This is a genomic window from Leifsonia sp. KNZ13-11D, assembly GCF_056754895.1.
The window spans coordinates 3,652,682-3,676,973 of record NZ_JBPGWU010000001.1 but is presented as its reverse complement, the minus strand read 5'-3'; the positions used below and the strand labels follow the sequence as shown (position 1 = coordinate 3,676,973).

Below are 24,292 nucleotides of genomic sequence, written 5' to 3'. Positions count from 1 at the left end.
AGCAGGTCTGACCGGACCGGATCGTGTGAATCGGTTGCGCCCACCACATATCGGGCCAACGAAGAGCACGGAACGCCGACTTGACAAACTGACCGAGAGTGGTAAGGTAGAGAAGTTGCCTCGCAGAGACAGCCGGAAGGTTGAAAGGCGAGAGCGTCCGATCCTTGAGAACTCAACAGCGTGCACAATGTCAAATGCCAAACAACCTCGGCATTGACCATCTAGACCTAGTCTAGCGGTCGATGCGAGATTCCTTTGGATTAGAAACAGAATGTCAGTAGATATTCGAAACTAGTCAAGACAAACTCGCAGTGCGCGGACATATTTCCTGTCCAAGCCTGCACTATGTTTCCCGGTCGCTTGCGATCGTGGAGCTAAACATTTATGGAGAGTTTGATCCTGGCTCAGGACGAACGCTGGCGGCGTGCTTAACACATGCAAGTCGAACGATGAACCTGGAGCTTGCTCTAGGGGATTAGTGGCGAACGGGTGAGTAACACGTGAGTAACCTGCCCTTGACTCTGGGATAACCTCCGGAAACGGAAGCTAATACCGGATACGACGTACGGAGGCATCTCCTGTACGTGGAAAGAACTTCGGTCAAGGATGGACTCGCGGCCTATCAGGTAGTTGGTGAGGTAACGGCTCACCAAGCCTACGACGGGTAGCCGGCCTGAGAGGGTGACCGGCCACACTGGGACTGAGACACGGCCCAGACTCCTACGGGAGGCAGCAGTGGGGAATATTGCACAATGGGCGCAAGCCTGATGCAGCAACGCCGCGTGAGGGATGACGGCCTTCGGGTTGTAAACCTCTTTTAGTAGGGAAGAAGCGAAAGTGACGGTACCTGCAGAAAAAGCACCGGCTAACTACGTGCCAGCAGCCGCGGTAATACGTAGGGTGCGAGCGTTGTCCGGAATTATTGGGCGTAAAGAGCTCGTAGGCGGTCTGTCGCGTCTGCTGTGAAAACCCGAGGCTCAACCTCGGGCCTGCAGTGGGTACGGGCAGACTAGAGTGCGGTAGGGGAGAATGGAATTCCTGGTGTAGCGGTGGAATGCGCAGATATCAGGAGGAACACCGATGGCGAAGGCAGTTCTCTGGGCCGTAACTGACGCTGAGGAGCGAAAGCGTGGGGAGCGAACAGGATTAGATACCCTGGTAGTCCACGCCGTAAACGTTGGGCGCTAGATGTGGGGACCATTCCACGGTTTCCGTGTCGCAGCTAACGCATTAAGCGCCCCGCCTGGGGAGTACGGCCGCAAGGCTAAAACTCAAAGGAATTGACGGGGGCCCGCACAAGCGGCGGAGCATGCGGATTAATTCGATGCAACGCGAAGAACCTTACCAAGGCTTGACATACACGAGAACGCCCTAGAAATAGGGAACTCTTTGGACACTCGTGAACAGGTGGTGCATGGTTGTCGTCAGCTCGTGTCGTGAGATGTTGGGTTAAGTCCCGCAACGAGCGCAACCCTCGTTCTATGTTGCCAGCGCGTAATGGCGGGAACTCATAGGAGACTGCCGGGGTCAACTCGGAGGAAGGTGGGGATGACGTCAAATCATCATGCCCCTTATGTCTTGGGCTTCACGCATGCTACAATGGCCGGTACAAAGGGCTGCAATACCGTAAGGTGGAGCGAATCCCAAAAAGCCGGTCTCAGTTCGGATTGAGGTCTGCAACTCGACCTCATGAAGTCGGAGTCGCTAGTAATCGCAGATCAGCAACGCTGCGGTGAATACGTTCCCGGGCCTTGTACACACCGCCCGTCAAGTCATGAAAGTCGGTAACACCCGAAGCCGGTGGCCCAACCCTTGTGGAGGGAGCCGTCGAAGGTGGGATCGGTGATTAGGACTAAGTCGTAACAAGGTAGCCGTACCGGAAGGTGCGGCTGGATCACCTCCTTTCTAAGGAGCATCTGGCACCCTCGGGTGTCCAGGCGCCGGATCTGAGCGAACGTCTCAGCCGGTTAGCTCATGGGTGGAACATTGACATTGGTGCGGAGCTGAACAGCTCGAACTCAGTACACCTCTTGCAGGTAGGAACGGTTCGGACTCGGAAGCCCCGCACATGCACGCTGTTGGGTCCTGAGGGACCGGACCTCATCCACTCGGATGAGAACCGAACCTCTGGACCTTTTCTCGTCGGCATGACTAGCCGGCAGAAGAGGTACCGCCCGTACTTTGAGAACTACACAGTGGACGCGAGCATCTTAGATTCGAACCTTCGGGTTCGGATCACAAAGATCACAGCACTTTCGAGTGCTGATAGATCATTGGTCAATCTGCTCACCTTCGGGTGGGCCGATCGATTCAAACTCATGTGATTTCAAGTTTCTAAGAGCAAACGGTGGATGCCTTGGCATCTGGAGCCGAAGAAGGACGTAGTAATCTGCGATAAGCCTCGGGGAGTTGATAAACGAACTTTGATCCGAGGATTTCCGAATGGGGAAACCCCGCTGGGCCCTTTGGGTGACCCAGTGACTCCCGCCTGAATATATAGGGCGGGTAGAGGGAACGTGGGGAAGTGAAACATCTCAGTACCCACAGGAAGAGAAAGCAAAAGCGATTCCGTTAGTAGTGGCGAGCGAAACCGGAAGAGGCTAAACCGATCATGTGTGATAGCCGGCAGGCGTTGCATGGTCGGGGTTGTGGGACTTTTCTGCTGCTTCTGCCGAACAGCAAGCGTTACAAAGGATCATAGGTGAATGGCATTGAAAGGCCAGCCACAGAGGGTGCCAGCCCCGTAACCGAAATGGTCCAATGGCGCGAAGAGTATCCCAAGTAGCACGGGGCCCGAGAAATCCCGTGTGAATCTGTCAGGACCACCTGATAAGCCTAAATACTCCCAGATGACCGATAGCGGACAAGTACCGTGAGGGAAAGGTGAAAAGTACCCCGGGAGGGGAGTGAAATAGTACCTGAAACCGTTTGCTTACAAACCGTTGGAGCCTCCTTGTAGGGGTGACAGCGTGCCTTTTGAAGAATGAGCCTGCGAGTTAGCGATATGTGGCGAGGTTAACCCGTGAGGGGTAGCCGTAGCGAAAGCGAGTCTGAATAGGGCGATTCAGTCGCATGTCCTAGACCCGAAGCGAAGTGATCTATCCATGGCCAGGTTGAAGCGACGGTAAGACGTCGTGGAGGACCGAACCCACTTAGGTTGAAAACTGAGGGGATGAGCTGTGGATAGGGGTGAAAGGCCAATCAAACTTCGTGATAGCTGGTTCTCTCCGAAATGCATTTAGGTGCAGCGTTGCGTGTTTCTTGCCGGAGGTAGAGCTACTGGATGGCCGATGGGCCCCAAAAGGTTACTGACGTCAGCCAAACTCCGAATGCCGGTAAGTGAGAGCGCAGCAGTGAGACGGTGGGGGATAAGCTTCATCGTCGAGAGGGAAACAACCCAGACCACCAACTAAGGTCCCTAAGCGCGTGCTAAGTGGGAAAGGATGTGGAGTTGCACAGACAACCAGGAGGTTGGCTTAGAAGCAGCCACCCTTGAAAGAGTGCGTAATAGCTCACTGGTCAAGTGATTCCGCGCCGACAATGTAACGGGGCTCAAGCACGCCACCGAAGTTGTGGCATTGACATTATTGGTAGGCCTTCGTGGTCCAGCCGTGTTGATGGGTAGGAGAGCGTCGTGTGGCGAGTGAAGCGGCGGTGTAAACCAGCCGTGGACGCCACACGAGTGAGAATGCAGGCATGAGTAGCGAAAGACGGGTGAGAAACCCGTCCTCCGAAAGACCAAGGGTTCCAGGGCCAGGCTAATCCGCCCTGGGTAAGTCGGGACCTAAGGCGAGGCCGACAGGCGTAGTCGATGGACAACGGGTTGATATTCCCGTACCGGCGAAGAACCGCCCAAGCTAATCCAGTGGTGCTAAGAGTCCTAATCCTGGACACGGATCCCTTCGGGGTGAAGGTCCGGGCCTAACGCTCGACCCCATGCTGGTGCGGCTAGCGTATTAACAGGTGTGACGCAGGAAGGTAGCCCAGCCGGGCGATGGTTGTCCCGGTGTAAGTGTGTAAGCCGAGAGATAGGCAAATCCGTCTCTCACATAGGCCCAGGCACGATGCGTAGTCTTCATTGACGAAATGGGTGATCCTATGCTGCCGAGAAAAGCATCGACGCGAGGTTCCAGCCGCCCGTACCCCAAACCGACTCAGGTGGTCAGGTAGAGAATACCAAGGAGATCGAGAGAATCGTGGTTAAGGAACTCGGCAAAATGCCCCCGTAACTTCGGGAGAAGGGGGGCCTGAGGCGTGAACGGACTTGCTCCGGGAGCGTTTGAAGGCCGCAGAGACCAGTGGGAAGCGACTGTTTACTAAAAACACAGGTCCGTGCCAAGTCGCAAGACGATGTATACGGACTGACGCCTGCCCGGTGCTGGAAGGTTAAGAGGAAGGGTTAGCTTCGGCGAAGCTCAGAATTTAAGCCCCAGTAAACGGCGGTGGTAACTATAACCATCCTAAGGTAGCGAAATTCCTTGTCGGGTAAGTTCCGACCTGCACGAATGGCGTAACGACTTCCCAGCTGTCTCAACCGCGAACTCGGCGAAATTGCACTACGAGTAAAGATGCTCGTTACGCGCAGCAGGACGGAAAGACCCCGTGACCTTTACTACAGCTTGGTATTGGTGTTCGGTGTGGCTTGTGTAGGATAGGTGGGAGACTTTGAAGCCGGCACGCCAGTGTCGGTGGAGTCATTGTTGAAATACCACTCTGGTCACTCTGGATATCTAACTTAGAACCGTAATCCGGTTCAGGGACAGTGCCTGGTGGGTAGTTTAACTGGGGCGGTTGCCTCCCAAAAAGTAACGGAGGCGCCCAAAGGTTCCCTCAACCTGGTTGGCAATCAGGTGTCGAGTGTAAGTGCACAAGGGAGCTTGACTGTGAGACTGACAAGTCGAGCAGGGACGAAAGTCGGGACTAGTGATCCGGCAGTGGCTTGTGGAAGCGCTGTCGCTCAACGGATAAAAGGTACCTCGGGGATAACAGGCTGATCTTGCCCAAGAGTCCATATCGACGGCATGGTTTGGCACCTCGATGTCGGCTCGTCGCATCCTGGGGCTGGAGTAGGTCCCAAGGGTTGGGCTGTTCGCCCATTAAAGCGGTACGCGAGCTGGGTTTAGAACGTCGTGAGACAGTTCGGTCCCTATCCGCTGCGCGCGTAGGAAATTTGAGAGGATCTGACCCTAGTACGAGAGGACCGGGTTGGACGAACCTCTGGTGTGCCAGTTGTTCTGCCAAGAGCACCGCTGGTTAGCTACGTTCGGGATGGATAACCGCTGAAAGCATCTAAGCGGGAAGCCGGCCTCGAGATGAGATTTCCACGCCTTCGGGCGAGAGGCTCCCAGCTAGACTACTGGGTTGATAGGCCGGATGTGGAAGTGGGGACTAAAGACCCATGGAGCTGACCGGTACTAATAAGCCGATAACTTGATAATCACCACTCTCATAAACGTTGTAAGGCAGCTATGAGGGGCCAAGATTGTTCGCGTCCACTATGTGGTTCTCGATGTACGGTCGAGAACTGATTCGAGCTAACGCTCGACGTTCACTTTGATACATCAATAGTGTTTCGGCGGCCATAGCGAGAGGGAAACGCCCGGTTACATTCCGAACCCGGAAGCTAAGACTCTCTGCGCCGATGGTACTGCAGGGGGGACCCTGTGGGAGAGTAGGACACCGCCGGACTTCTTTGTGAGATGGCCACCCAGTGATGGGTGGCCATTTCGCGTTAACGGGGTCGAACGCCGCACCACGCATAGGCTGGCCACGACCCCGCCGAACCGACAGGAGAAGCCGTGAGCGACACACCGGCAGACGACAACGCGCGCAGCGAGCGTCCCGCCCGCAGGCAGCAGCCTGGGCGACCCTCGCGATCCGGCGACGACCAGCGCCGCACAGGCGGCGGTGGGGGGTCGGCGGGGTCGAACCGCGACGGCGCCTACCAGGGACGACCACGTCGGGACGGCGATGCACCAGGTCGTGCGCGATCGGCCGGAGGCCGGCAGGATCGTCCTCGCGCGGACGGCGATCGGTATGGACGTCCTCGCGCGGACGGCGATCGGTACGGACGTCCTCGCACGGACGGCGATCGGTATGGACGTCCTCGCGCGGACGGCGATCGGTATGGACGTCCTCGCGCGGACGGCGATCGGCAGGACCGGCCGCGCGCGGACGGCAATTGGCGCGACCGGCCGCGTCGCGACGAAGCGCAGGACCGCCCGCGGCCGGGCGGCGCCTCGCGGGATCGTTCGGGCAGCGGAGCGCCTTGGAAGGGCCGCCCGGGCGGAGACCGCGCACGCGAGAGCGGCTACCGGTCCGACGGCCAAAACGGCCGCGGCGGCGTAGGTCGACCGGAGCGTTCCGGAGGCTACCGACCCGCTGGGGACGGTGAGCGCAGGTCGAGCGCTCCGCGAGACGGCTATCGTGGGCGCGACGAGCCACGCGGAACGGGACAGCGCGGTGGGTACGGTCGTCGTGACGGAGCCGACTCCCGCGGTGGCGCAACCCGCTACCAGGGCGGCGACGGGCGTCGTGACCGGCCCGGTCGCGAGGAGAAGCTGTGGACACGTGACGGTCGTCCTGCGCGCGGCGACCGCGACGCACGCGACAGCGACCGGCAGCTCGACGCGGAGGCGCAGCGCGCCCGCGAGCTGCAGTCGATCCGTCCGCGTCACGACGACCCGGATATCCCCGAGGACGTCCAGGCGCGCGACCTCCCCGGCGAGGCTCGCGTCGAACTCAAGACCCTGAGCAAGGACAACGCCGACTGGGTGGCGAAGCACCTCGTCATGGCAGGGCGGTTGATCGAGAGCGACCCGGAGGCCGCTCACCGCCACGCGGTTTCGGCATCCCGGCGGGCCGGCCGCGTCGCCGTGGTCCGCGAAACACTGGCCATCACGGCGTACGCCATCGGCGACTTCGCGTTGGCCCTGCGCGAGCTGCGCACGTACCGACGCATCTCCGGCTCGAACGATCAACTGCCGTTGATGGTGGACAGCGAGCGAGGGGTCGGCCGGCCCGATCGCGCCCTCGAGCTGGGACGGTCTGTCGACCGCTCGACCCTGCCGTCGGATGTCCAGGTGTCCCTCGCCATCGCGATGTCCGGCGCGCGGCTCGATCTTGGTCAGCCTGAGGCGGCGCTTGCCGAGCTCGAGATCCCGCAGCTCGACCCGGATCGCGCCTTCAGCTTCAGCGCGGATCTGTTCCACGCCTACGCCGAGGTGCTGGAGGAGCTGGGCCGGGACGATCAGGCTGCGGGGTGGCGCGAGCGCGCTGCACGAGCGGAAGCAGCATTCGACCAAGCGAACGACCTCGACGAACACGAGACGATCGATGTCATCGAGGAAGAGGTCGCAATCGACGACGCCGAGGACGGCGACCGCTCCGACGACACCGAGGCGGATACCGACGAAGACGGAGAGGACGCGCAGGATGGCGCTGTTCCGACGGAACACTGACGGTGGGACGCCGCTGGACGGCGTCGACCTGGTGCTCGCCGACCTGGATGGCGTCGTCTATAAAGGGCCCGACGCCATCCCGCATGCCGTCGAGAGCCTGAACGAGGCGGCCGAAACCCTGCGAGTCGGTTACATCACGAACAACGCGTCCCGCACGGACGCCTCCGTCGCGCAGCACCTCAGCGAGCTCGGACTGAGCGTGAAACCGTCGGAGGTGGTCACGTCCCCACAGGCCGCGGTGCGCCTCCTCACGGAGCATGTGCCGGCCGGCGCCAACATCCTCGTCGTCGGCGGAGACGGGCTGGTCGACGAAGTGCAGAAAGCCGGCTTCGAGGTCACCCGATCAGCGGACGACGATCCCGCGGCGGTCATCCAGGGATTCTCTCCGGAAGTCGGCTGGCCGCAGCTCGCCGAAGCATCGTTCGCGCTGCAGGGCCGGTCTGAAGCGGAGCGCCCCTGGATCGCGACCAACACCGACTGGACCATTCCGGTCGCGCGCGGCATCGCGCCCGGCAACGGGACGCTCGTCTCCGCGGTGCACACGGCCGTGGGCCGGCTGCCGCTCGTAGCAGGCAAGCCGGAGCGGGCCATCTTCGACGAAGCGGTCGCGCGCTTCGGAGCGCAGAAGCCGCTGTTCATCGGCGACCGCCTGGACACCGACATCCTGGGAGCGAACCGGGCCGGCATCCCCTCGGTCCTGGTGCTCACCGGCATCGACGGCGGCAAGCAACTGCTGTCGGCGGATGCGGAATCGCGACCCACGTACATCCTGGGAGATCTCCGCGGACTCCGCGAACCGTATCCCGCGGTGAAGACGGCGCGGAACGGCTCGGTGACGGTGGGCGACGCGACCGTGACGATCGACGGGAACGACGTGCGGATCGTGGCGGAAGGATCCGACCCGCTGAACCTGCTGCGAGCTGCCTGCGCCGCGATCTGGGACTCGGGCCGCGCGATATACGGGCTGAACGTGCCCGAGCGTCTCTACGGCTGACCGCTAGAGCGCGGCGTTCCGCTCCAGGATGCGGTGGCACCGGCGGACGCGATCGAGCCACCAGGCCGTCCGATCGTCATCGGCGCGCAGCGCGTCCAGCCGGCGCGACGACACGGAGGGGCGCATCACGGGGATGACGCCGTCGCGCGGAGTCAGCGGGTCGTCCGAGACGTCGTCGACGAACATCGCCACGGTGCCCAGACCACAGTCGAACTCGAGCTCGGGGAGAGCAGCGGCGAGGTGCGCGCCCATGGCGATGCCGACCGACGTCTCGATCGCACTGGAGACGACCGCCGGGAGGCCCGCCTGCTGGACGATCCGCAGCGCAGAGTGGATCCCACCGAGCGGCTGCGCCTTCACGATCAGGAGGTCGGCGGCTCCCGCCCGCGCCACCGCGAGCGGATCGCTCGCCTTGCGCACGCTCTCGTCCGCCGCGACAGGGATACCCATGTATGTGATCCTGCGGCGGAGCTCGGCGAGCTCGTCGACCGTCGCGCACGGTTGCTCGACATATTCGAGATCGAACGGAGCGAGGGCGTGGATGGCGTGCTCCGCCTCGTCCAGGTTCCACAGGGTGTTCGCGTCGATGCGCACGCGCCCCTCGGGCCCCAACGCCTCCCGGACTGCGCGGACCCGGGCGACATCGTCCGCGAGGGTCTGACCCGGTTCCGCCACCTTCACTTTCGCCGTGCGTGCCCCGCCGTAGCGGGCGAGCACGCCGGGGACATCCTCGGCGTCGACCGCCGGGACCGTGGCGTTGACCGGGATGCGCTCCCGCAGGGCCCTCGGTGTGGCGCGCCACCCGAAGTCGATCGCGGCGTGCAACCAGGTCGACGCCTCCCGATCCTCGTACTCGACGAACGGGGAGAACTCCGTCCACCCCAGCGGTCCCTCGAAGAGCACCGCTTCCCTCACCGTGATGCCACGGAAGCGGGTGGTCATCGGGAGCGACACGACCCGAGCATTTGCTAACAGGTCGGCGAGTTCCGGAAGCATCCACCAAGTGTTGCACGGCCGGACCGCGCGGGTGCCTGAACCGTAGGCTGGACACATGCAAGCGGACGTCTCAGAACTCTTCGATCCCGGCGCGTGGCGCGAGGTCCCCGGCTTCGGCGATCTCAGCGACATCACCTACCACCACGATGTCACCGGTCGCATCGCTCGCATCGCGTTCGATCGTCCGGAAGTGCGGAACGCCTTCCGGCCCCGCACGGTCGACGAGCTCTACGCCGCCCTGGAGGACGTACGCACGAACCCGCGGATCGGTGTCGTGCTGCTGACAGGCAACGGGCCGAGCCCGAAGGACGGCGGCTGGGCGTTCTGCTCGGGAGGTGACCAGCGCATCCGCGGCCGCGACGGGTACAAGTATGCGGAGGGCGAGACCGCATCGAGCATCGACGCCGCGCGCAGCGGTCGTCTGCACATCCTCGAGGTGCAGCGCCTCATCCGGTTCATGCCGAAGGTCGTCATCGCGGTCGTACCGGGATGGGCGGCGGGAGGCGGTCACTCGCTGCATGTCGTGTGCGACTTGACGATCGCCAGCGAGGAGCACGGACGGTTCAAGCAGACGGACGCCGACGTGGGTTCGTTCGACGCCGGCTACGGGTCGGCGTACTTCGCTCGCCAGGTGGGCCAGAAGGTCGGCCGCGAGGTGTTCTTCCTTGCGCGGGAGTATTCGGCCCAGCGGGCGTACGAGATGGGGGCGGTCAACGCCGTCGTGCCGCATGCCGAACTCGAAACGGTCGCCCTGGAGTGGGCGAACGAGATCCTCACGAAGTCGCCGACCGCGATCCGCATGCTGAAGTTCGCTTTCAATGCCGTTGACGACGGGCTGGTGGGCCAGCAGGTGTTTGCGGGTGAGGCCACGCGGCTGGCGTACGGAACGGACGAGGCCGTGGAGGGCCGGGACGCGTTCCTGCAGAAGCGCGAACCGGACTGGTCGCCCTTCCCCTGGCAGTACTGAGGGCGGGCCACCATGTCGCGAGCGGTACGGGTCGTGGACGCCTCACGCCCGGAGGAGGTGTTCGTCGCGCTCCGGGAGGCGTTGACGGGGAGCGGCGATGCTGTCGTTCCGCGGGCGCGGCACGAGGAGAGCGGAGTCGGTGGTGCCGGAGCTGGTGACGCCGGGGCTGATGGCGCGGCGTGGCCGAGCCCGGGCGAGACGGTCGCGCAGAATGTCGCGCTGATCATCGAGACGTCCGGGTCGACCGGCGTCCCCAAGCGCGTGGCGCTGTCGTCGGACGCTCTGCTGGCGAGTGCTGCGGCCTCGGCCGGCGCACTCGGAGGGCAGGGCCAATGGTTGCTGGCCCTCCCGGTGCACTACGTGGCGGGCGCGCAGGTGCTGGTCCGGTCGCTCGCGGCGGGGAGCGAGCCGGTGCTCTACGGCGAGGGCCGTTTCGATGCGGAACGGTTCGCCGAGTCGGCCCGGCGGCTCACCGGCGACCTCCGATACACCTCGCTCGTGCCCGTCCAGCTCGCGCGGCTCGTCGAGAGCGCGGAAGCCGGGTCCATCGCGGTGGCCGCGACCCTCCGCGGTTTCGACGGCGTCCTGGTCGGCGGCCAGGCGCTGGCGCCGGCCCTGCGCGATCGCGCGGAACAGCTGGGGGCACGCATCGTCACGACGTACGGGTCGAGCGAGACGGCCGGCGGATGCGTCTACGACGGAATGCCGATCGGGACGACGACCGTCCGAGCCGTTGATGGACTTCTGGAGATCTCCGGGCCGGTCCTCGCTGAATGCTACCTCGGCGACCCGCAGCGGACCGCCGCGGCCTTCCATGAGGCGGACGGCACTCGCTGGTACCGGACGGGCGATCTGGGCGACGTGGCACCCGATGGGACGGTCACGGTGTTCGGGCGCTCGGACAATGTGATCATCTCGGGCGGCGAGAAAGTGCTGTTGGACGCGGTGGAACGAGCTGTCCAGGAGGTCGCCGGATTCGGCCACGCGGTGGTCGTCGGCGAGTCGCATCCCGAATGGGGACAGGTGCCGGTCGTCGTCGTGGAGGGGCAGGCGCCGCTGGGGGTTCCCGAGCTCCGCCGGATCGTCGCCGAGCGGCTGGGGCGCGCTGCCGCACCCGCTCGCATCCTCGAGGTGGAGCGGGTACCACGGCTGTCGAGCGGCAAGCCCGACCGCATCGCGGTAACGGCGCTCGCCGCGGAACGAGAGGCATAGCCGATGTTGTTACGATTCGCTCTGTGATGAGTCAGAACAAGCCACGCATGCAGCGGACCATCCCGCCGACGGCGCGCGGGCCGCGCGGCGGCCGGAGCGGCCGGCCGGGTGCCGCTGCCGCGGCCGTCAAGCCCGCCACGACCGCGGACTGGGTCGCCGGGGCGCGCCTGCGCACGCTTCCGCTGGCGATCGCGCCCGTACTGATCGGCATCGGCGCGGCGAAGGTCGCCGAGGGCCCGGGGGTCTGGCACCCGGTCCGCTCCCTGCTCTGCCTCGCCGTGGCGGTGCTGCTGCAGATCGGGGTCAACTACGCGAACGACTACTCGGACGGCGTCCGCGGCACCGACGAGTTCCGGGTCGGACCCGGACGCCTCACGGGCTCCGGCAAGGCGGCGCCGCGCGCGGTGCTGTCGGTGGCCCTCACGTTCTTCGCGCTCGCCGCGGTCGCCGGTCTCATCCTGGTGATCCTCACGCAGCACTGGTGGATCCTGCTGATCGGCGCCGCCGCCATCGCGGCCGCCTGGTTCTACACCGGCGGGAAGCGACCCTACGGCTATTACGGGCTGGGCGAGGTCTTCGTCTTCGCGTTCTTCGGGCTCGTCGCCACGGTCGGCACCACCTTCATGCTGGCCGGAACAGTCAACCAGGAAGCCTGGTATGGAGGCGTGATCGCCGGGCTCATCGCCTGCGCGGTACTGATGGTGAACAACATCCGCGACATCGAGCCCGACCGCCGGGCCCGGAAGCGCACGCTCGCCGTGCTGCTCGGAAGCATCGCGTCGCGGATCGTCTTCTGCGTGCTGCTGCTCGTGCCGTTCGGCATCCTGGCGGTGCTCGCGGTCTTCTACCCCTTCGCCTGGTTCGGGATGTTCGCGCTGCTGGCGGCGTTGCCGGCCTGCGTCATCACGCTGTTCGGGCGCACCCCGCGCGAACTGATCACCGCGCTGCAGCTGACCAGCATCACCGGCCTGCTCGTCGGGATCGCGCTCGGCGCCGCCTACGCCTTCTGACCGTCGCGCCGACCGGTTCCCGTGTCATCCGCGGTGCCGTCCCCCGCGCCGTCCACGGCGGCGTCCTCGACGTCGTCGTCCTCCGAGCGCGCAGGCGTCTCGCGGTGGCGGACGGCGTACAGATCGGAGGACACTGCATTGCGCGGGCGGCCCAGGAAGATGTACGAGAGGCAGAGACCGATGAGGGCGGCCGCGATCACCGCGAGCCACCAGACGACGCCCAACGCGAGAAGGATCGCGAGCGGCACCGCGAACACCAGAAGGCGCAGCACGGTGTAGGTGATCCAAGAGGGAATCCGCTTCACCCTCCCAGCTTAGAGACCGTCTCTGAGAGTTACGATTGACCCATGGTTCGCCTCTGGATAGCCCTCGGCGTCGCAGCCGTGGTGTTCTACATCTATTCGGTGGCAGACTGCGCCCTGTTCGACCGTTCGCGAGTGCGTGGCCTTCCCAAGCCCGTGTGGCTGCTCATCATCATCCTGTTCCCGGTCGTCGGCGGGATCCTCTGGTTCCTCATCGGACGAGGGCGTCGCAGATCCGACGTCGGGCGGCGCGTGACCGCACCCGACGACGACCCGGAGTTCCTCGGCAAGCTGCGACTGGACCACGACCAGGAGGAGCGCATCCGCCAGCTCGAGAAGGAGCTGGCCGAGCTGGACGACAACGGTCCCGACAACGACCAGACCGGCCGCCGGGATGGGTGACCGCCCGCAGGCGGGCGACGCCACGGGCGCATCCACCGAAGCGGGCACGACGGCGCTCGCCGGCAGGGCCACGGGCAACCCGGCGACCGACTTCTCCCTGGCCCTCCTCAGCGGCTTGGTACGGAACGGCGTGCGCGACGTCGTCGTCAGCCCGGGATCGCGGTCGCAAGCGCTCGCGCTCGTCGCGGCCGAACTCGAACGCTCCCGCTCCACGCGTCTCCACGTGCGGATCGACGAGCGGTCCGGTGGGTTCCTCGCGCTGGGGCTCGCCCGGGAGACCGGGGCCCCGGCCGTCGTCATCACCACCAGCGGCACCGCCACCGCCAACCTGCACCCGGCGGTGCTCGAAGCGCACGAGGCGGGCATCCCTCTGATCGTCCTGACCGGTGACCGCCCGCAGGAACTGCGCGGGATCCGCTCGAATCAGACCACGCAGCAGGACGGGCTGTACGCGGCCGCCGTGCGCTGGTCGCAGGATGTGGAGGCGCCGACCGGCGACGCCGCCGAGGACGAGCGCGCCGCCGCGCTCGCGGAGGCGGCCGTGCGCTCGGCCGTGGGCGCGGACAGCGCCGACCCCGGTCCGGTGCACCTGAACGTGGCCTTCCGCGAGCCGCTCTCGGCGGCTGTTCCCGAGCTTCCGGAGCCCATCGCGGGGGCACTGCCCTCCACGGCCGGCGCCGAGGCTCTGGGACGCTCCATCGTGGTCATCGAGCCGGGCCCGCGGTCCGTCGTGGTCGCCGGCGCCGACGCCGGTCCACGTGCCGAGGAATTCGCCCGGGAAGCCGGCCTTCCCCTGATCGCGGAGGTCTCCAGCGGCGCCCACTTCGGGCCCAACCTCGTGGTCTCGTACCGGGAGCTGCTCCGCGACGAGGACTTCGGCGGCGCCGTCCAGCGCGCGATCGTGTTCGGCCATCCGACCCTGAGTCGAGAGGTCCCGGCCCTGCTGACCCGTGATGGCGTCGAGGTCGTCGTCGTGGCGCCGACCGGGGCTCAGGCGTACAACCCGGCCCGCCGGGCGCGAGTCGTGGGCGGGGTGCGGGCCGGCGCATCCACCGACCTGCGGTCGCCGGAGGTGCGCGGCTGGGTCGGCCGCTGGGTCTTCGCGAGCCGTCGAATCGCGGAACGTGCCGAGCAGGAGGCGAATCCTGCGGCCGTCGCCCCGGATGTCGAGAAGGCGCGGTCGTTCGATCCGGCGGATGCGCTGGCGTTCGCCCAAGCGGAGCTTGCGGCCGTGCGCGCGCCGATCACGCGGACGATCCTGGCGGAGGCGGTCTGGCGCTACACCTGGCCGCACGACCGCCTGGTTCTCGGCGCGTCGCGCCTGATCCGGGATGTCGACCGGATCGTGCCGGGCAAGAGGATCGCGGTGCACGCCAACCGCGGTCTCGCGGGGATCGACGGGACCATTGCCACTGCTACGGGCGTCGCCCGCGCAGCGGCAGCGGTGGCCGAACAGGCGGGCGCTCCCTCCGGTGTCACACGCGTGCTGCTCGGCGATCTCGCGCTGTTGCACGATGCGGGATCGCTGCTCCTCGGCGTCGGCGAGGCGCGTCCGCATCTCCAGGTCATCGTCGGCAACGACGGCGGCGGGACCATCTTCGACGGCCTGGAGGTCGCGGCCACCGCGCCGGACACCGCTTTCGATCGCGTGCTGTACACACCGCACTCCGTCGACATCGCCGCCCTCGCCGCTGCGTACGGCTGGCGTCACAGTGTCGCGCGCACCAAGGGCGAGCTGGATCAAGCGCTGTCCGCGCCGCCCGCCGGCGTCAGCATCCTGGAGGTCCCGCTCCCGCGCTGACTGTCATGCGGTGCGCACAACGCCGCATCCGCTCGGCACCGCATCGATTGGAGACGCCGTACAACGAATGCGCCGATCCGTGAGCTGATCACTACGATTGCCCGCGTGCACATGATCTTCCGGACGATGCTTCACGCGATCTTCTCGCGCTTCGGCCCACGCCTCGGCCACTGGGACGTTGCACGCACCCGCTTCCGGGTGCTGCCGACGGACCTGGACATCCTCAGGCACATGAACAACGGGGTGTACCTGTCCATCGCCGATATCGGGCGCTTCGACCTGCTGCAGCGCAACGGCGTCTGGGCGATCTTCAAACGCCGCGGCTGGTATCCGGTGGTCGCCTCCGAGACGATCTCCTTCCGGAAGTCTCTGGAGCTGTGGCAGCCGTTCGTGGTCGAGTCGCGCATCCTCGGCTTCGACGACAAGGCGGTCTACGTGGAACAGCGCTTCACCGTCGACGGCGAGATCTACACGCAGGCGTTCATCCGGGGACGGTTCCTCAAGCGCTCAGGCGGGGTGGTGTCGATCGCCGAACTGCTGGACGCCGTGGGGCCGTCGCCCACCGACGTCACCGTCCCGGAGTGGCTGCGGCAGTGGGGCGCGGACGCCGGGCTGCCCTCGACCCGTGTCGAGGCGCCCAGCGTCTGGGGTGAGTGACGCCCCCGGCTCATGCGGGGCCGAACGCGAACACCTTCTCCGGGTCCCACTGCGCACGCGTTGCGGTCAGTCGTTCGCCGACGTCCGCGGGCCACACCTTCTGGAAGGCCGTGCGGTCGGCGAGATCGCCGGCGAAGTTGACATTGGTGACGGCGGAGATGCGGTCGCTCAGCGCCTCCACGATCGCCTGCGCCCGGGCCGGAGCCGCCTCGGCGAAGGTGGACGGATCGGCGGCGAGCAGCGAGAGCGTGTAGCCGCTGTCGCGACCGCCCACCGCCGAGCCGTCATCGGTGTCGCGCGCGGTGGCGCCGCCGAGCTGACGGAGCTCGACCGCGAGGAACGGCGACCCGGAGCCCGGGCCGGCGAGTTCGAGGATGACGTCGGCCGCATCCTGATCGAAGGTGTCGAGCATGTAGCCGCGTAGCCAGGTCGGGCCGCCCTCCTCCGGATCGTTGTGGATGCCGGCGACAGCGGTGACCGGCATCTCCGCCACGAAATCCAGGTAGACCGGCGCCGCATCGCGGATCGGGGCGAAGAGGCGCTCGCCGTCGGCGGTGTCCCCGGGGAAGGCGAACCGGACGCTCAGGACCGTTCGGCCGCGCAGGGGCGGCGGCGGTCCGTCGACGTCCGGCACGGTGAGCAGAGCGACGGAGGTGGTCGCCTCGTCAGGCAGCTCGGCGGACCAGTCGACCCAGGCTCGCAGTGCGGGCTCGATCGCGGTGCCTTCGAAGAAGACGCTTCCTCCGTACAGGGAACGCAGCGGAACGAGTTCCAGGGTCATGCGTGTGACGATCGCCAAGCCGCCCTTCCCACCGCGGAGAGCCCAGAAGAGATCGGCGTTCGTCTCCCGGTCGGCCACGACGACGCGGCCGTCCGCGGTGACGACGCGGAAGCCGCGGATCCAGTCGGAGGTGAAGCCGAAACGGCGGGCGAGCGGACCCAGGCCGCCCCCCAGGCTGTAGCCGACCGCGCCGACGCTGGTGGACGACCCGCTCACCGGCGCGAGACCGTGCTCCGCGGCGGCGACGATGACCGGCGCCCAGCGAAGCCCCGCGTCGATGTGGGCGAGCCGCGCATCCGCGTCGATCGTGAGGCCGTCGAGGCCCCGGGTCGAGATGATCATGCCGCCCACGATCGGCGCCTCGGCGCCGTGGCCGGTGGCCTGCACGTGCACCGGCATGCCGGCGGCCCGGGCGAAGAGCACGGCCTCCACAACGTCCTGTTCGTCGGAGACGGCGACGACGATGTCGGGATCATGCCGGATGGCGAGATTGAAGCAGACGACTTCGGCGGCGAGCCCCTCATCGCCGCGGACGTAGACGGCGCCGGTGACGGCGTCGCGCAGGCGCGCGACAGCGGACGTGTCGAGTTCGATTCCCATGGCGGAAATCTAGGGGAGACCCCCGACATGCGGGAAGGGTCTCGACGAGGCGGGATGCGCACGCCGGAAGGTCAGCCGCGTGACGTAGCATTCCAGCATGTCCGCCGTCCTGCCTGCGCCCCGCCCGGCCGGCGCGGGCGCGGCGCCCGACGCGGAGACCGTGTACCGCCCGTCCGGGCCTCTCGACATGCCGGGCACACTCGCGTTGCTGGGCCGGGGCCCGTACGATCCCACCACGGTGTGGGACCTTCGCGGGATGTGGCGCACGTGGCGCACCCCGCACGGCGCGGCGACGCTGCGCATCCATCGTCCGTCCGTGGACGGCTCCGTTGCGGCAGCGGCCTGGGGGCCGGGCTCCGACTGGGCCATCGCCGCGGTTCCCGGGCTGCTGGGACGGGACGACGACTGGTCGGGCCTCGACGTCAGCGGTCATCGCCTCCTCCGCGACAGCCGGCACCGCAATCCCGGGCTGCGGCTGGCTCGCACGGGCCGGATGCTGGAGGCGCTGATCCCGGCGATCATCGAGCAGCGCGTGACGAGCTTGGAGGCGTACCGCTCGTGGGCGCGGCTGTTGCGCTGGTACGGGGAGCCGGCTCCCGGTCCCGCGCCCGAGGGCATGCGCGTCGTCCCCACGCTGGAGCAGTGGCGGGGGATCCCGTCGTGGGAATGGCATCGCGCCGGCGTCGACCCGGGGCGCGCACGCACCGTTCAGGCCGTGCTCGCGGTCGCGCGGTCGCTGGAGCGGGCCGTGGAGGGCGCGGACACCCTCGCCGCGGCGAACACCGCGCTGAAGACCATCCCGGGAGTCGGGGTCTGGACGGCCGCTGAGACGCTGCAGCGCTCCCACGCGCATCCCGACCTGGTCAGCGTCGGCGACTACCACCTCGCGCACCAGGTCGGCGAGGCGCTGATCGGGCGCCGGGTCGACGACGACGGGATGCTGGAACTGCTGGAGCCGTGGCGCGGGCACCGGCAGCGGGTCGTGCGGCTCATCCTCGCGAGCGGGTTCCGCTTCCAGCGTCGCGGCCCGCGCATGGCGCTGCAGGATCACCGCTGGCACTGAGCGGCATCGGCGCCGGGAGTGCGCCGGGCCCGCGATCGGAAGACGTGCGACCGGCAGACGTGCGACCGGCAGACGCGCGACCGGGAGACGCGACCGGGGTCAGGCGCGACCTGCGCGCGCCGCAGCAGCGTCCGAACGGAGGTCGCGGTCCAGTTCCCGGCAGAGGGCGTGGTAGTGGTCGGCCATCACGGGGCCGTAGCTGCTCCATTCGGGAGCCGGCTTGTGGTCGTGCGCGGCGACCAGCCGGTCCAGGTAGTAGTCCCACCGCGGTCCGGCGTCGGCCTCCTCGGTCAGCGACCGCAACCGCCGCCCGACGGTGACGGTGGTGCGGCCCGTCGCCTCGGTGAGATGCACGAACATGCGATGGGAGGAGCCGGCCGCTCCGACGTCCGCGTGCAGCCTGCGGGGCGCCGCGCATTCCATGACGGTGACGTCCTGCCACTCCGCGTCGTCGCCGTCGGCGGTCATGCGGAGCTTCACCGCTCCGGTCGAGCCCGCGCCGGTGTATTCGCCCAACCACTCGGCCAGCCGGGGGGACCGGCTGAAGTACGTCCACACCTCCTCGATGGGCGCACGGAACATGCGATCGAGAACGAGGTAGACCCCGTCGTCCTTACGGACGAGTCGTCCTGTCGGCTGCGGCATCATGGTGACCTCCGTCGGCTCAGCCTCTGGTGATGCACACACTAGTCACGCCGACCCGGAAGCGGCAGAGGGCTGGTTTCGAGACCTCTCAGCCTTCGAGCACGGCCATGGCGGCGTTGTGGCCGCCGAGGCCGCTGACCGCGCCGCCGCGACGGGCTCCGGAGCCGCAGAGCAGGATGCGCGGGTGCCGCGTGGCGACGCCCCACCGCTCGGCGGGGGTGGCGAGCGGCTCGTCGTCCTCCGCGAACGGCCAGGAGAGCGGCCCGTGGAAGATGTTGCCACCCGGCATGTTCAGCGCCTGCTCCAGGTCGCGCGTCGTCTTGGTCTCGATGCACGGCTTGCCGTCCGCGTCGGTCAGCAGCAGGCTCTCGATGGGCTCGGCCAGCACCGAGTCGAGCGACGCGAGCACCGCATCCTGCAGCCGCTGACGGGTGGCGTCGTTGTTCTTGTCGGTGAGCCAGCGGTCGGGGGTGTGCAGCCCGAACACCGTGAGGGTCTGCGCGCCGGTCGCCGCCAGCTCGGGGTCGAGGATGCTGGGATCGGCGAGAGTGTGGCAGTAGATCTCGCAGGGGAGGAGCTCCGGCATGACGCCGCGCGTCATCCCGGCGTACGCCTCCTCCAGCTGGCTGTACGTCTCGTTGATGTGGAACGTGCCGCCGAAGGCGGCGGCCGGGTCGATGGCGTCGTCGCGCAGCCGGGGGAGGCGTTCGAGCAGGAGGTTCACCTTGACCTGGGCGCCTTCCGCCCGGTCGCGCGGCGGCTCGGGCGTCTCGCCGAGCAGGCCGTCGAGCACGTCGGGGGCGACGTTGACGAGCACCGTCGCGCCCTCGACCCGCCGTTCGTGGCCGTTGCGGACGTACTCGACCGTGCCGTCCGGGTCGATGCGCGTCACCTCGGCGCCCGTCACGATGCGCGCTCCGGCCTCCCGGGCGACGCGGGCGAGCTCGCCGGTGACCGCGCCCATGCCGCCGACCGGCACGTCCCACTCGCCCGTCCCCTGCCCGATCACGTGGTAGAGGAAGCAGCGGTTCTGCGCCAGGTCCGGGTCTGAGACGCTGGCGAACGTCCCGATCAGAGCGTCGGTCGCGACGACGCCGCGCACCAGATCGCTCTCCACCCGCGACTCGATGAACTCGCCGATCGGCCGCTCGATGAGCGCGTCCCACAGTGCGTCGTCGCCCACGAGGGCGCGCGCCTCCGACCGCGTGAGCAGCGGCTCGGTGACCGTCGGCCAGAGCGCCCCAGCGACCTTGCCGGTGCTGCGGTAGACCGAGTCGAAGCCGGCCGCGTCGTCGGCCGCGCCGATGCGGGCGAAGGATGCGGCGGTGGCGGCGTGGTCGGTGTTGTCGATCAGCAGGCCCGCGCCGTCGGGGTCGCCCGGGACCGGGGTATAGGAGGAGTAGCGCCGGCGGGCCAGGCGGATGTCGAGCCCGAGGTCTTCGATGACGCGCCGCGGAAGAAGACTCACGAGATAGGAGTACCGCGAGAGGCGGGCCTCGACACCGGAGAACGCCTGCGCGCTCACCGCGGCGCCGCCGACGTCGTCGAGGCGCTCGAGCAGGATGACGGACTTGCCCGCGCGGGCCAGGTAGGCGGCCGCCGTGAGGCCGTTGTGACCGCCGCCGACGATGACGATGTCGTGCGTCGCGGCGGAGGGCGAGGTGGAGCGGTCGGTCATGGATCGACTCTAGCGGCGACGAGTTATCCACATCTTCAGGTCGCTTCCGCGACGGTTCGGGGCCGGGTAATAGTGTCGTCACCATGGTCGATGCAACAGATGGCGCTGACACGCGCCCGGCGGCGATCGCTCACGAGGCGGTCGAGCTGGTGCGACGGTGGCTCGCCGAGAGCGGGCGGGGAGCCGACGGCTCCACGGCGCGGCGGGACCCCGCTGCCGAGCGGTTGGCGGGGGTGCTGAGCGATCCCCACGGTCTCGGGTTCGCGGTCGGCTTCGTCGACGGCGTCGCGCGTCCGCAAGACCTCTTCGTCGCCGGGTACAACCTGCAGCGGGTCGCCAAGCGCATCCCGCGATTCCTTCCGTGGTGGCAGCGCGCCGCGATCTGGCTCGGCGGAGTGTTCGGCCCGGTGCTGCCGTGGGTGGTCATCCCGCTGGCGCGGCTCGTCCTCCGGCGGATGGTCGGCCACCTGGTGGTCGACGCGACGCCCGAGAAGCTCGGCCCCGCACTCGCGCGCCTCCGCGAGCCGGGCGACCCGGAGGGTCACGGCTCGCGACTGAATCTCAACCTGCTCGGCGAGGCGGTGCTCGGCGAGAAGGAGGCGCTGCGGCGGTTCGAGGGCACACGCACGCTGCTCGCGCGCGACGACGTCGACTACGTCTCGATCAAGGTCTCGTCGATCGCTTCGCAGCTGTCGATGTGGGCGTTCGACGAGACCGTCGACCGGGTGGTCGAGCGACTGACGCCGCTCTACGAACTGGCGGCGGCGTCGCCGACGCCGAAGTTCATCAACCTCGACATGGAGGAGTACCGCGATCTCGACCTGACGATGGCCGTGTTCATGCGCATCCTCAGCCGGCCCGAGTTCTTGGGGCTCGAGGCGGGGATCGTGCTGCAGGCCTACCTGCCGGACGCGGTGGACGCGCTGCAGACGCTCACCGAGTGGGCGACCCAGCGTCGCATCCAGGGCGGTGCCGCGATCAAAGTGCGCGTGGTGAAGGGCGCCAACCTGGCGATGGAGCGGGTCGACGCCACCATCCACGACTGGCCCCTGGCGACCTACTCGAGCAAGCAGTCCACCGACGCCAACTACAAGCGCGTGCTGGACTGGGCGCTCACCCCGGAGCACGTGGATGCGGTCAAGATCGGAGTGGCCGGACACAACCTGTTCGACATCGCCTACGCCTGGCTGCTCGCCTCGCGCCGCGGGGTGACCGACCGGATCGACTTCGAGATGCTGCTGGGCATGGCGACGGCGCAAGCGGAGGTGGTGATGCGGACGGTCGGGCCTCTTGTGCTGTACACGCCTGTGGTCGATCCGCGCGAGTTCGATGTCGCGATCTCCTACCTGATCCGTCGACTGGAGGAGAACGCCAGCCCCGAGAACTTCATGTCCGCGGTCTTCCAGCTCGGATCCGACACGACGCTGTTCGAGCGCGAGAAGCAGCGGTTCCTCGCGTCGGTCGCCGAGTTCGAGGCGGACGCCGGGCCTCGCGGGGCAACGCCTGTGCCGAACCGGCAGCAGGACCGGACACGCGAGTGGGAGGACGCCTCGGCGCTGTCGTTCACGCATCCCCCGGCGGCCGATGCGGCGCCCGGCGGCGACGAGGGCCTGACGAGCGTGGTGCTCGGCCTGACGCGCGGGTCCGGGGGAGTCGAGCTGCGGGCGCCGGACACCTTCCGGAACGCACCGGACACCGACCCGTCCCGGGCCGCCAACCGTGGCTGGGGCCGGCGCATCCTCGTCCGCGCGGAGTCGACCAGCATCGGCGTCGGCACCATCGAGGCGGCGGTCGTCACGGACGCGTCGCGACTGGACGGGATGCTGCAGTCTGTGTCCGAGGCCGGCGCTGCATGGGGCGCACGATCCGGGCAGGAGCGCGCGGTGCTGCTCGACCGTGCTGGCCACGCCCTCGAAGCCAATCGTGACCGGCTCATCGAGGTCATGGCCGCCGAGACGGGCAAGACCATCGCGGAAGCCGATCCGGAGGTGAGCGAGGCGGTCGACTTCGCGCACTACTACGCGACGCGGGCACGCGAACTGGACGCCGTCCAGGGCGCCCGGTTCGTGCCGTCCCGCCTCACCGTCGTGGCGCCGCCCTGGAACTTCCCGGTCGCGATCCCCGCCGGGTCCGTTCTCGCGGCGCTCGCCGCGGGCAGCGGGGTGATCATCAAGCCGGCGCCCCAGGCGCGGCGGGTGGCCGCCGTGATGGTGGAGGCGTTGTGGGAGGCGGGCATCCCGCGGGAGGTGCTGGCGCTGGTCGATGTCGCCGAGAACGACCTCGGCAGGCAGCTGATCTCCGACCCGCGCGTCGACCGTGTGATCCTCACCGGGTCGTACGACACCGCGCGGCTCTTCCGGTCGTGGAGGCCGGACCTCCCCTTGCTGGCGGAGACCAGCGGCAAGAACGCGATCATCGTCACCCCGAGCGCCGACTACGACCTGGCCGTCGCCGATATCGTCAAGAGCGCGTTCGGCCACGCGGGGCAGAAGTGCTCCGCCGCCAGCCTGGTCATCCTCGTCGGTTCGGCGGGCACGTCGGAGCGGTTCCGCAACCAGCTCGTCGACGCGACGACCAGCCTCCGTGTGGGCTACCCGTACGATCCGGCCAGCCAGATGGGGCCGCTCATCGAACCGGCGTCGGGCAAGCTGCTGCATGCGCTCACGACGTTGGGCGCGGGCGAGGAGTGGCTGGTTCAGCCGAAGCCGCTGGACGGTTCGGGGCGGTTGTGGTCCCCGGGAATCCGGACCGGCGTCGCGCCGGGATCGTACTTCCACCTCACCGAGTTCTTCGGACCCGTCCTCGGCATCATGACCGCGCGCAACCTCGACGAGGCGATCCAGTACCAGAACGCCATCGAATACGGGCTGACGGCAGGACTGCACTCGCTCGACGCCGAGGAGCTGGCCCATTGGCTCGACACCGTCGAGGCGGGCAACCTCTACGTGAACCGCGGCATCACCGGTGCGATCGTGCGGCGTCAGCCGTTCGGAGGCTGGAAGCGCTCGTCGGTCGGCGCCGGCGCCAAAGCCGGAGGCCCGAACTACCTGATCGGGCTCGGCTCGTGGGTGCCGGAGGCGGGAAGCTCCAGTTCGAGCCTCCACCTGCGCGGGCTCGAACCACGCGTCTCCGACCTGATCGAATCGGGACAGTCGTCGATGGACTACCCGTCGTTCGACCTCGTCCGGCGCTCCGCCCTGAGCGATGCGATCGCTGTGGCCACCGAATACCACCGGATGAAGGACGTCTCAGGGCTCGGGGTCGAGCGGAACCTCTTCCGCTACCGGCCCGTTGCCGTGGCCATCCGGTTGTCGGAGGGGAGCTCGCTGCCCGAGCTGCTGCGCGTCATGGCGGCCGCGACGGTCGCGCGCTCGCCGTTCACGGTCAGCACCCCGGCAGCGCTGCCCAAGCGGATGCTCGCCCTGCTTCGCGAACGGGAGGTCGAGGTGACCGTCGAGTCCGATGCGCACTGGCTCTCCCGGGTGCGCGGGCGCCGAATCACCGCCCACCGCATCCGCCTCATCGGCGGCGACCGCGCCGCGCTCGCCGCGGCGCTGGGCGGAACGCCGGACGTCGCCGTCTACGACGGTCCGGTGACGCCGTCAGGGCGGATCGAGGTGCTGACGTTCCTCCGGGAGCAGGCGATCTCGATCACCAACCACCGGTTCGGCAACCCGACGACACTGTCGGACGGCGTCGTCGAGTCGCGCGTAGGGTGACAGGC

The 24,292-nt window shown here is 67.4% G+C and carries 15 protein-coding genes and 3 rRNA genes; 13 read left to right on the top strand and 5 right to left on the bottom strand.

Features of this window, described 5'->3' with window-relative positions:
- Positions 1–381 precede the first annotated feature (381 nt).
- The 5 genes from ACR9Y5_RS18045 (at position 382) to ACR9Y5_RS18025 (ending at position 8,454) form a co-directional block, all read left to right on the top strand.
- Positions 382–1,905: ribosomal RNA gene (locus ACR9Y5_RS18045) — 16S ribosomal RNA — on the top strand.
- Positions 1,906–2,324: 419 nt separating this feature from the next.
- Positions 2,325–5,438, top strand: a 23S ribosomal RNA gene (locus ACR9Y5_RS18040).
- Between the two features lie 133 nt (positions 5,439–5,571).
- Positions 5,572–5,688, top strand: a 5S ribosomal RNA gene (gene rrf / locus ACR9Y5_RS18035).
- The 16S, 23S and 5S rRNA genes sit together here, the layout of an rRNA operon.
- A gap of 1,085 nt (positions 5,689–6,773) precedes the next feature.
- A complete protein-coding gene (locus ACR9Y5_RS18030; protein WP_481299258.1) occupies positions 6,774–7,460 on the top strand; it encodes a hypothetical protein in 687 nt (228 codons plus the stop codon).
- The gene (locus ACR9Y5_RS18025; RefSeq protein ID WP_481299257.1) at positions 7,435–8,454 is read left to right on the top strand and encodes an HAD-IIA family hydrolase; all 1,020 of its coding nucleotides are present in this window, start codon (positions 7,435–7,437) and stop codon (positions 8,452–8,454) included. The genes ACR9Y5_RS18030 and ACR9Y5_RS18025 overlap by 26 nt, the downstream gene beginning before the upstream one ends.
- Positions 8,455–8,457: 3 nt before the next feature.
- Here ACR9Y5_RS18025 and ACR9Y5_RS18020 read toward each other — a convergent pair whose 3' ends face one another.
- The gene (locus tag ACR9Y5_RS18020; protein ID WP_481299256.1) at positions 8,458–9,450 is read right to left on the bottom strand and encodes an o-succinylbenzoate synthase; all 993 of its coding nucleotides are present in this window, start codon (positions 9,448–9,450) and stop codon (positions 8,458–8,460) included.
- A 55-nt stretch (positions 9,451–9,505) separates the two neighbouring features.
- On the opposite strand from ACR9Y5_RS18020, the gene ACR9Y5_RS18015 reads away from it, so the two are divergent.
- The 3 genes from ACR9Y5_RS18015 to ACR9Y5_RS18005 are packed head-to-tail and all read left to right on the top strand — an operon-like array spanning position 9,506 to position 12,639.
- Positions 9,506–10,417, top strand: coding sequence for a 1,4-dihydroxy-2-naphthoyl-CoA synthase (locus ACR9Y5_RS18015; RefSeq protein ID WP_481299255.1), 912 nt, complete (start codon positions 9,506–9,508; stop codon positions 10,415–10,417).
- A 12-nt stretch (positions 10,418–10,429) separates the two neighbouring features.
- Positions 10,430–11,629, top strand: a complete 1,200-nt coding sequence (locus ACR9Y5_RS18010; protein ID WP_481299254.1) for an AMP-binding protein — start codon at positions 10,430–10,432, stop codon at positions 11,627–11,629.
- Positions 11,630–11,655: 26 nt separating this feature from the next.
- Entirely contained in the window at positions 11,656–12,639 is a 984-nt protein-coding gene (locus tag ACR9Y5_RS18005; RefSeq protein WP_481299253.1) for a 1,4-dihydroxy-2-naphthoate polyprenyltransferase, read from the top strand.
- Here the strand turns inward: ACR9Y5_RS18005 and ACR9Y5_RS18000 are convergent.
- On the bottom strand, positions 12,627–12,944 hold the full coding sequence (locus ACR9Y5_RS18000; protein ID WP_481299252.1) for a DUF4229 domain-containing protein: 318 nt from the start codon (positions 12,942–12,944) through the stop codon (positions 12,627–12,629). The two genes, ACR9Y5_RS18005 and ACR9Y5_RS18000, sit on opposite strands and share 13 nt — an antisense overlap.
- Before the next feature lie 42 nt (positions 12,945–12,986).
- Between ACR9Y5_RS18000 and ACR9Y5_RS17995 the strand changes: the two genes are divergently transcribed.
- The 3 genes from ACR9Y5_RS17995 to ACR9Y5_RS17985 all read left to right on the top strand — a co-directional run bounded on the left by ACR9Y5_RS17995 (position 12,987) and on the right by ACR9Y5_RS17985 (position 15,801).
- Positions 12,987–13,343, top strand: a complete 357-nt coding sequence (locus tag ACR9Y5_RS17995) for a PLD nuclease N-terminal domain-containing protein (protein ID WP_481299251.1) — start codon at positions 12,987–12,989, stop codon at positions 13,341–13,343.
- The gene (gene menD / locus ACR9Y5_RS17990) at positions 13,336–15,144 is read left to right on the top strand and encodes a 2-succinyl-5-enolpyruvyl-6-hydroxy-3-cyclohexene-1-carboxylic-acid synthase (RefSeq protein ID WP_481299250.1); all 1,809 of its coding nucleotides are present in this window, start codon (positions 13,336–13,338) and stop codon (positions 15,142–15,144) included. Before ACR9Y5_RS17995 ends, menD begins: the two co-directional genes overlap by 8 nt.
- A gap of 96 nt (positions 15,145–15,240) precedes the next feature.
- Positions 15,241–15,801: an acyl-CoA thioesterase gene (locus ACR9Y5_RS17985; protein WP_481299603.1), complete on the top strand. Its 561-nt coding sequence runs from the start codon at positions 15,241–15,243 to the stop codon at positions 15,799–15,801.
- Between the two features lie 10 nt (positions 15,802–15,811).
- On the opposite strand, the gene ACR9Y5_RS17980 is transcribed toward ACR9Y5_RS17985, so the two are convergent.
- Positions 15,812–17,182: an FAD-binding oxidoreductase gene (locus ACR9Y5_RS17980; protein WP_481299249.1), complete on the bottom strand. Its 1,371-nt coding sequence runs from the start codon at positions 17,180–17,182 to the stop codon at positions 15,812–15,814.
- A gap of 97 nt (positions 17,183–17,279) precedes the next feature.
- Between ACR9Y5_RS17980 and ACR9Y5_RS17975 the strand changes: the two genes are divergently transcribed.
- Positions 17,280–18,245, top strand: a complete 966-nt coding sequence (locus tag ACR9Y5_RS17975; RefSeq protein WP_481299248.1) for a DNA-3-methyladenine glycosylase family protein — start codon at positions 17,280–17,282, stop codon at positions 18,243–18,245.
- Positions 18,246–18,344: 99 nt separating this feature from the next.
- Here ACR9Y5_RS17975 and ACR9Y5_RS17970 read toward each other — a convergent pair whose 3' ends face one another.
- Both ACR9Y5_RS17970 and ACR9Y5_RS17965 read right to left on the bottom strand, forming a co-directional pair.
- Positions 18,345–18,893, bottom strand: a complete 549-nt coding sequence (locus ACR9Y5_RS17970) for an SRPBCC domain-containing protein (RefSeq protein ID WP_481299247.1) — start codon at positions 18,891–18,893, stop codon at positions 18,345–18,347.
- A gap of 85 nt (positions 18,894–18,978) precedes the next feature.
- Positions 18,979–20,568 (bottom strand): phytoene desaturase family protein, encoded by a 1,590-nt coding sequence (locus ACR9Y5_RS17965; RefSeq protein WP_481299246.1) that lies wholly within the window; start codon positions 20,566–20,568, stop codon positions 18,979–18,981.
- A gap of 83 nt (positions 20,569–20,651) precedes the next feature.
- Here ACR9Y5_RS17965 and ACR9Y5_RS17960 point away from each other — a divergent pair, with 83 nt between their 5' ends.
- Positions 20,652–24,287, top strand: coding sequence for a proline dehydrogenase family protein (locus ACR9Y5_RS17960; protein WP_481299245.1), 3,636 nt, complete (start codon positions 20,652–20,654; stop codon positions 24,285–24,287).
- The last annotated feature ends 5 nt before the right edge of the window (positions 24,288–24,292 follow it).

Bases quoted from the DNA above. Each gene is read 5' to 3' on its own strand.
- menD (WP_481299250.1), top strand. From the start codon at position 13,336: ATGGGTGACCGCCCGCAGGCGGGCGACGCCACGGGCGCATCCACCGAA.
- ACR9Y5_RS17965 (WP_481299246.1), bottom strand. From the start codon at position 20,568: ATGACCGACCGCTCCACCTCGCCCTCCGCCGCGACGCACGACATCGTC.
- ACR9Y5_RS18010 (WP_481299254.1), top strand. From the start codon at position 10,430: ATGTCGCGAGCGGTACGGGTCGTGGACGCCTCACGCCCGGAGGAGGTG.
- ACR9Y5_RS17960 (WP_481299245.1), top strand. From the start codon at position 20,652: ATGGTCGATGCAACAGATGGCGCTGACACGCGCCCGGCGGCGATCGCT.
- ACR9Y5_RS17980 (WP_481299249.1), bottom strand. From the start codon at position 17,182: ATGGGAATCGAACTCGACACGTCCGCTGTCGCGCGCCTGCGCGACGCC.
- ACR9Y5_RS18025 (WP_481299257.1), top strand. From the start codon at position 7,435: ATGGCGCTGTTCCGACGGAACACTGACGGTGGGACGCCGCTGGACGGC.
- ACR9Y5_RS17970 (WP_481299247.1), bottom strand. From the start codon at position 18,893: ATGATGCCGCAGCCGACAGGACGACTCGTCCGTAAGGACGACGGGGTC.
- ACR9Y5_RS18005 (WP_481299253.1), top strand. From the start codon at position 11,656: ATGAGTCAGAACAAGCCACGCATGCAGCGGACCATCCCGCCGACGGCG.
- ACR9Y5_RS17995 (WP_481299251.1), top strand. From the start codon at position 12,987: ATGGTTCGCCTCTGGATAGCCCTCGGCGTCGCAGCCGTGGTGTTCTAC.
- ACR9Y5_RS18020 (WP_481299256.1), bottom strand. From the start codon at position 9,450: ATGCTTCCGGAACTCGCCGACCTGTTAGCAAATGCTCGGGTCGTGTCG.
- ACR9Y5_RS17975 (WP_481299248.1), top strand. From the start codon at position 17,280: ATGTCCGCCGTCCTGCCTGCGCCCCGCCCGGCCGGCGCGGGCGCGGCG.
- ACR9Y5_RS18015 (WP_481299255.1), top strand. From the start codon at position 9,506: ATGCAAGCGGACGTCTCAGAACTCTTCGATCCCGGCGCGTGGCGCGAG.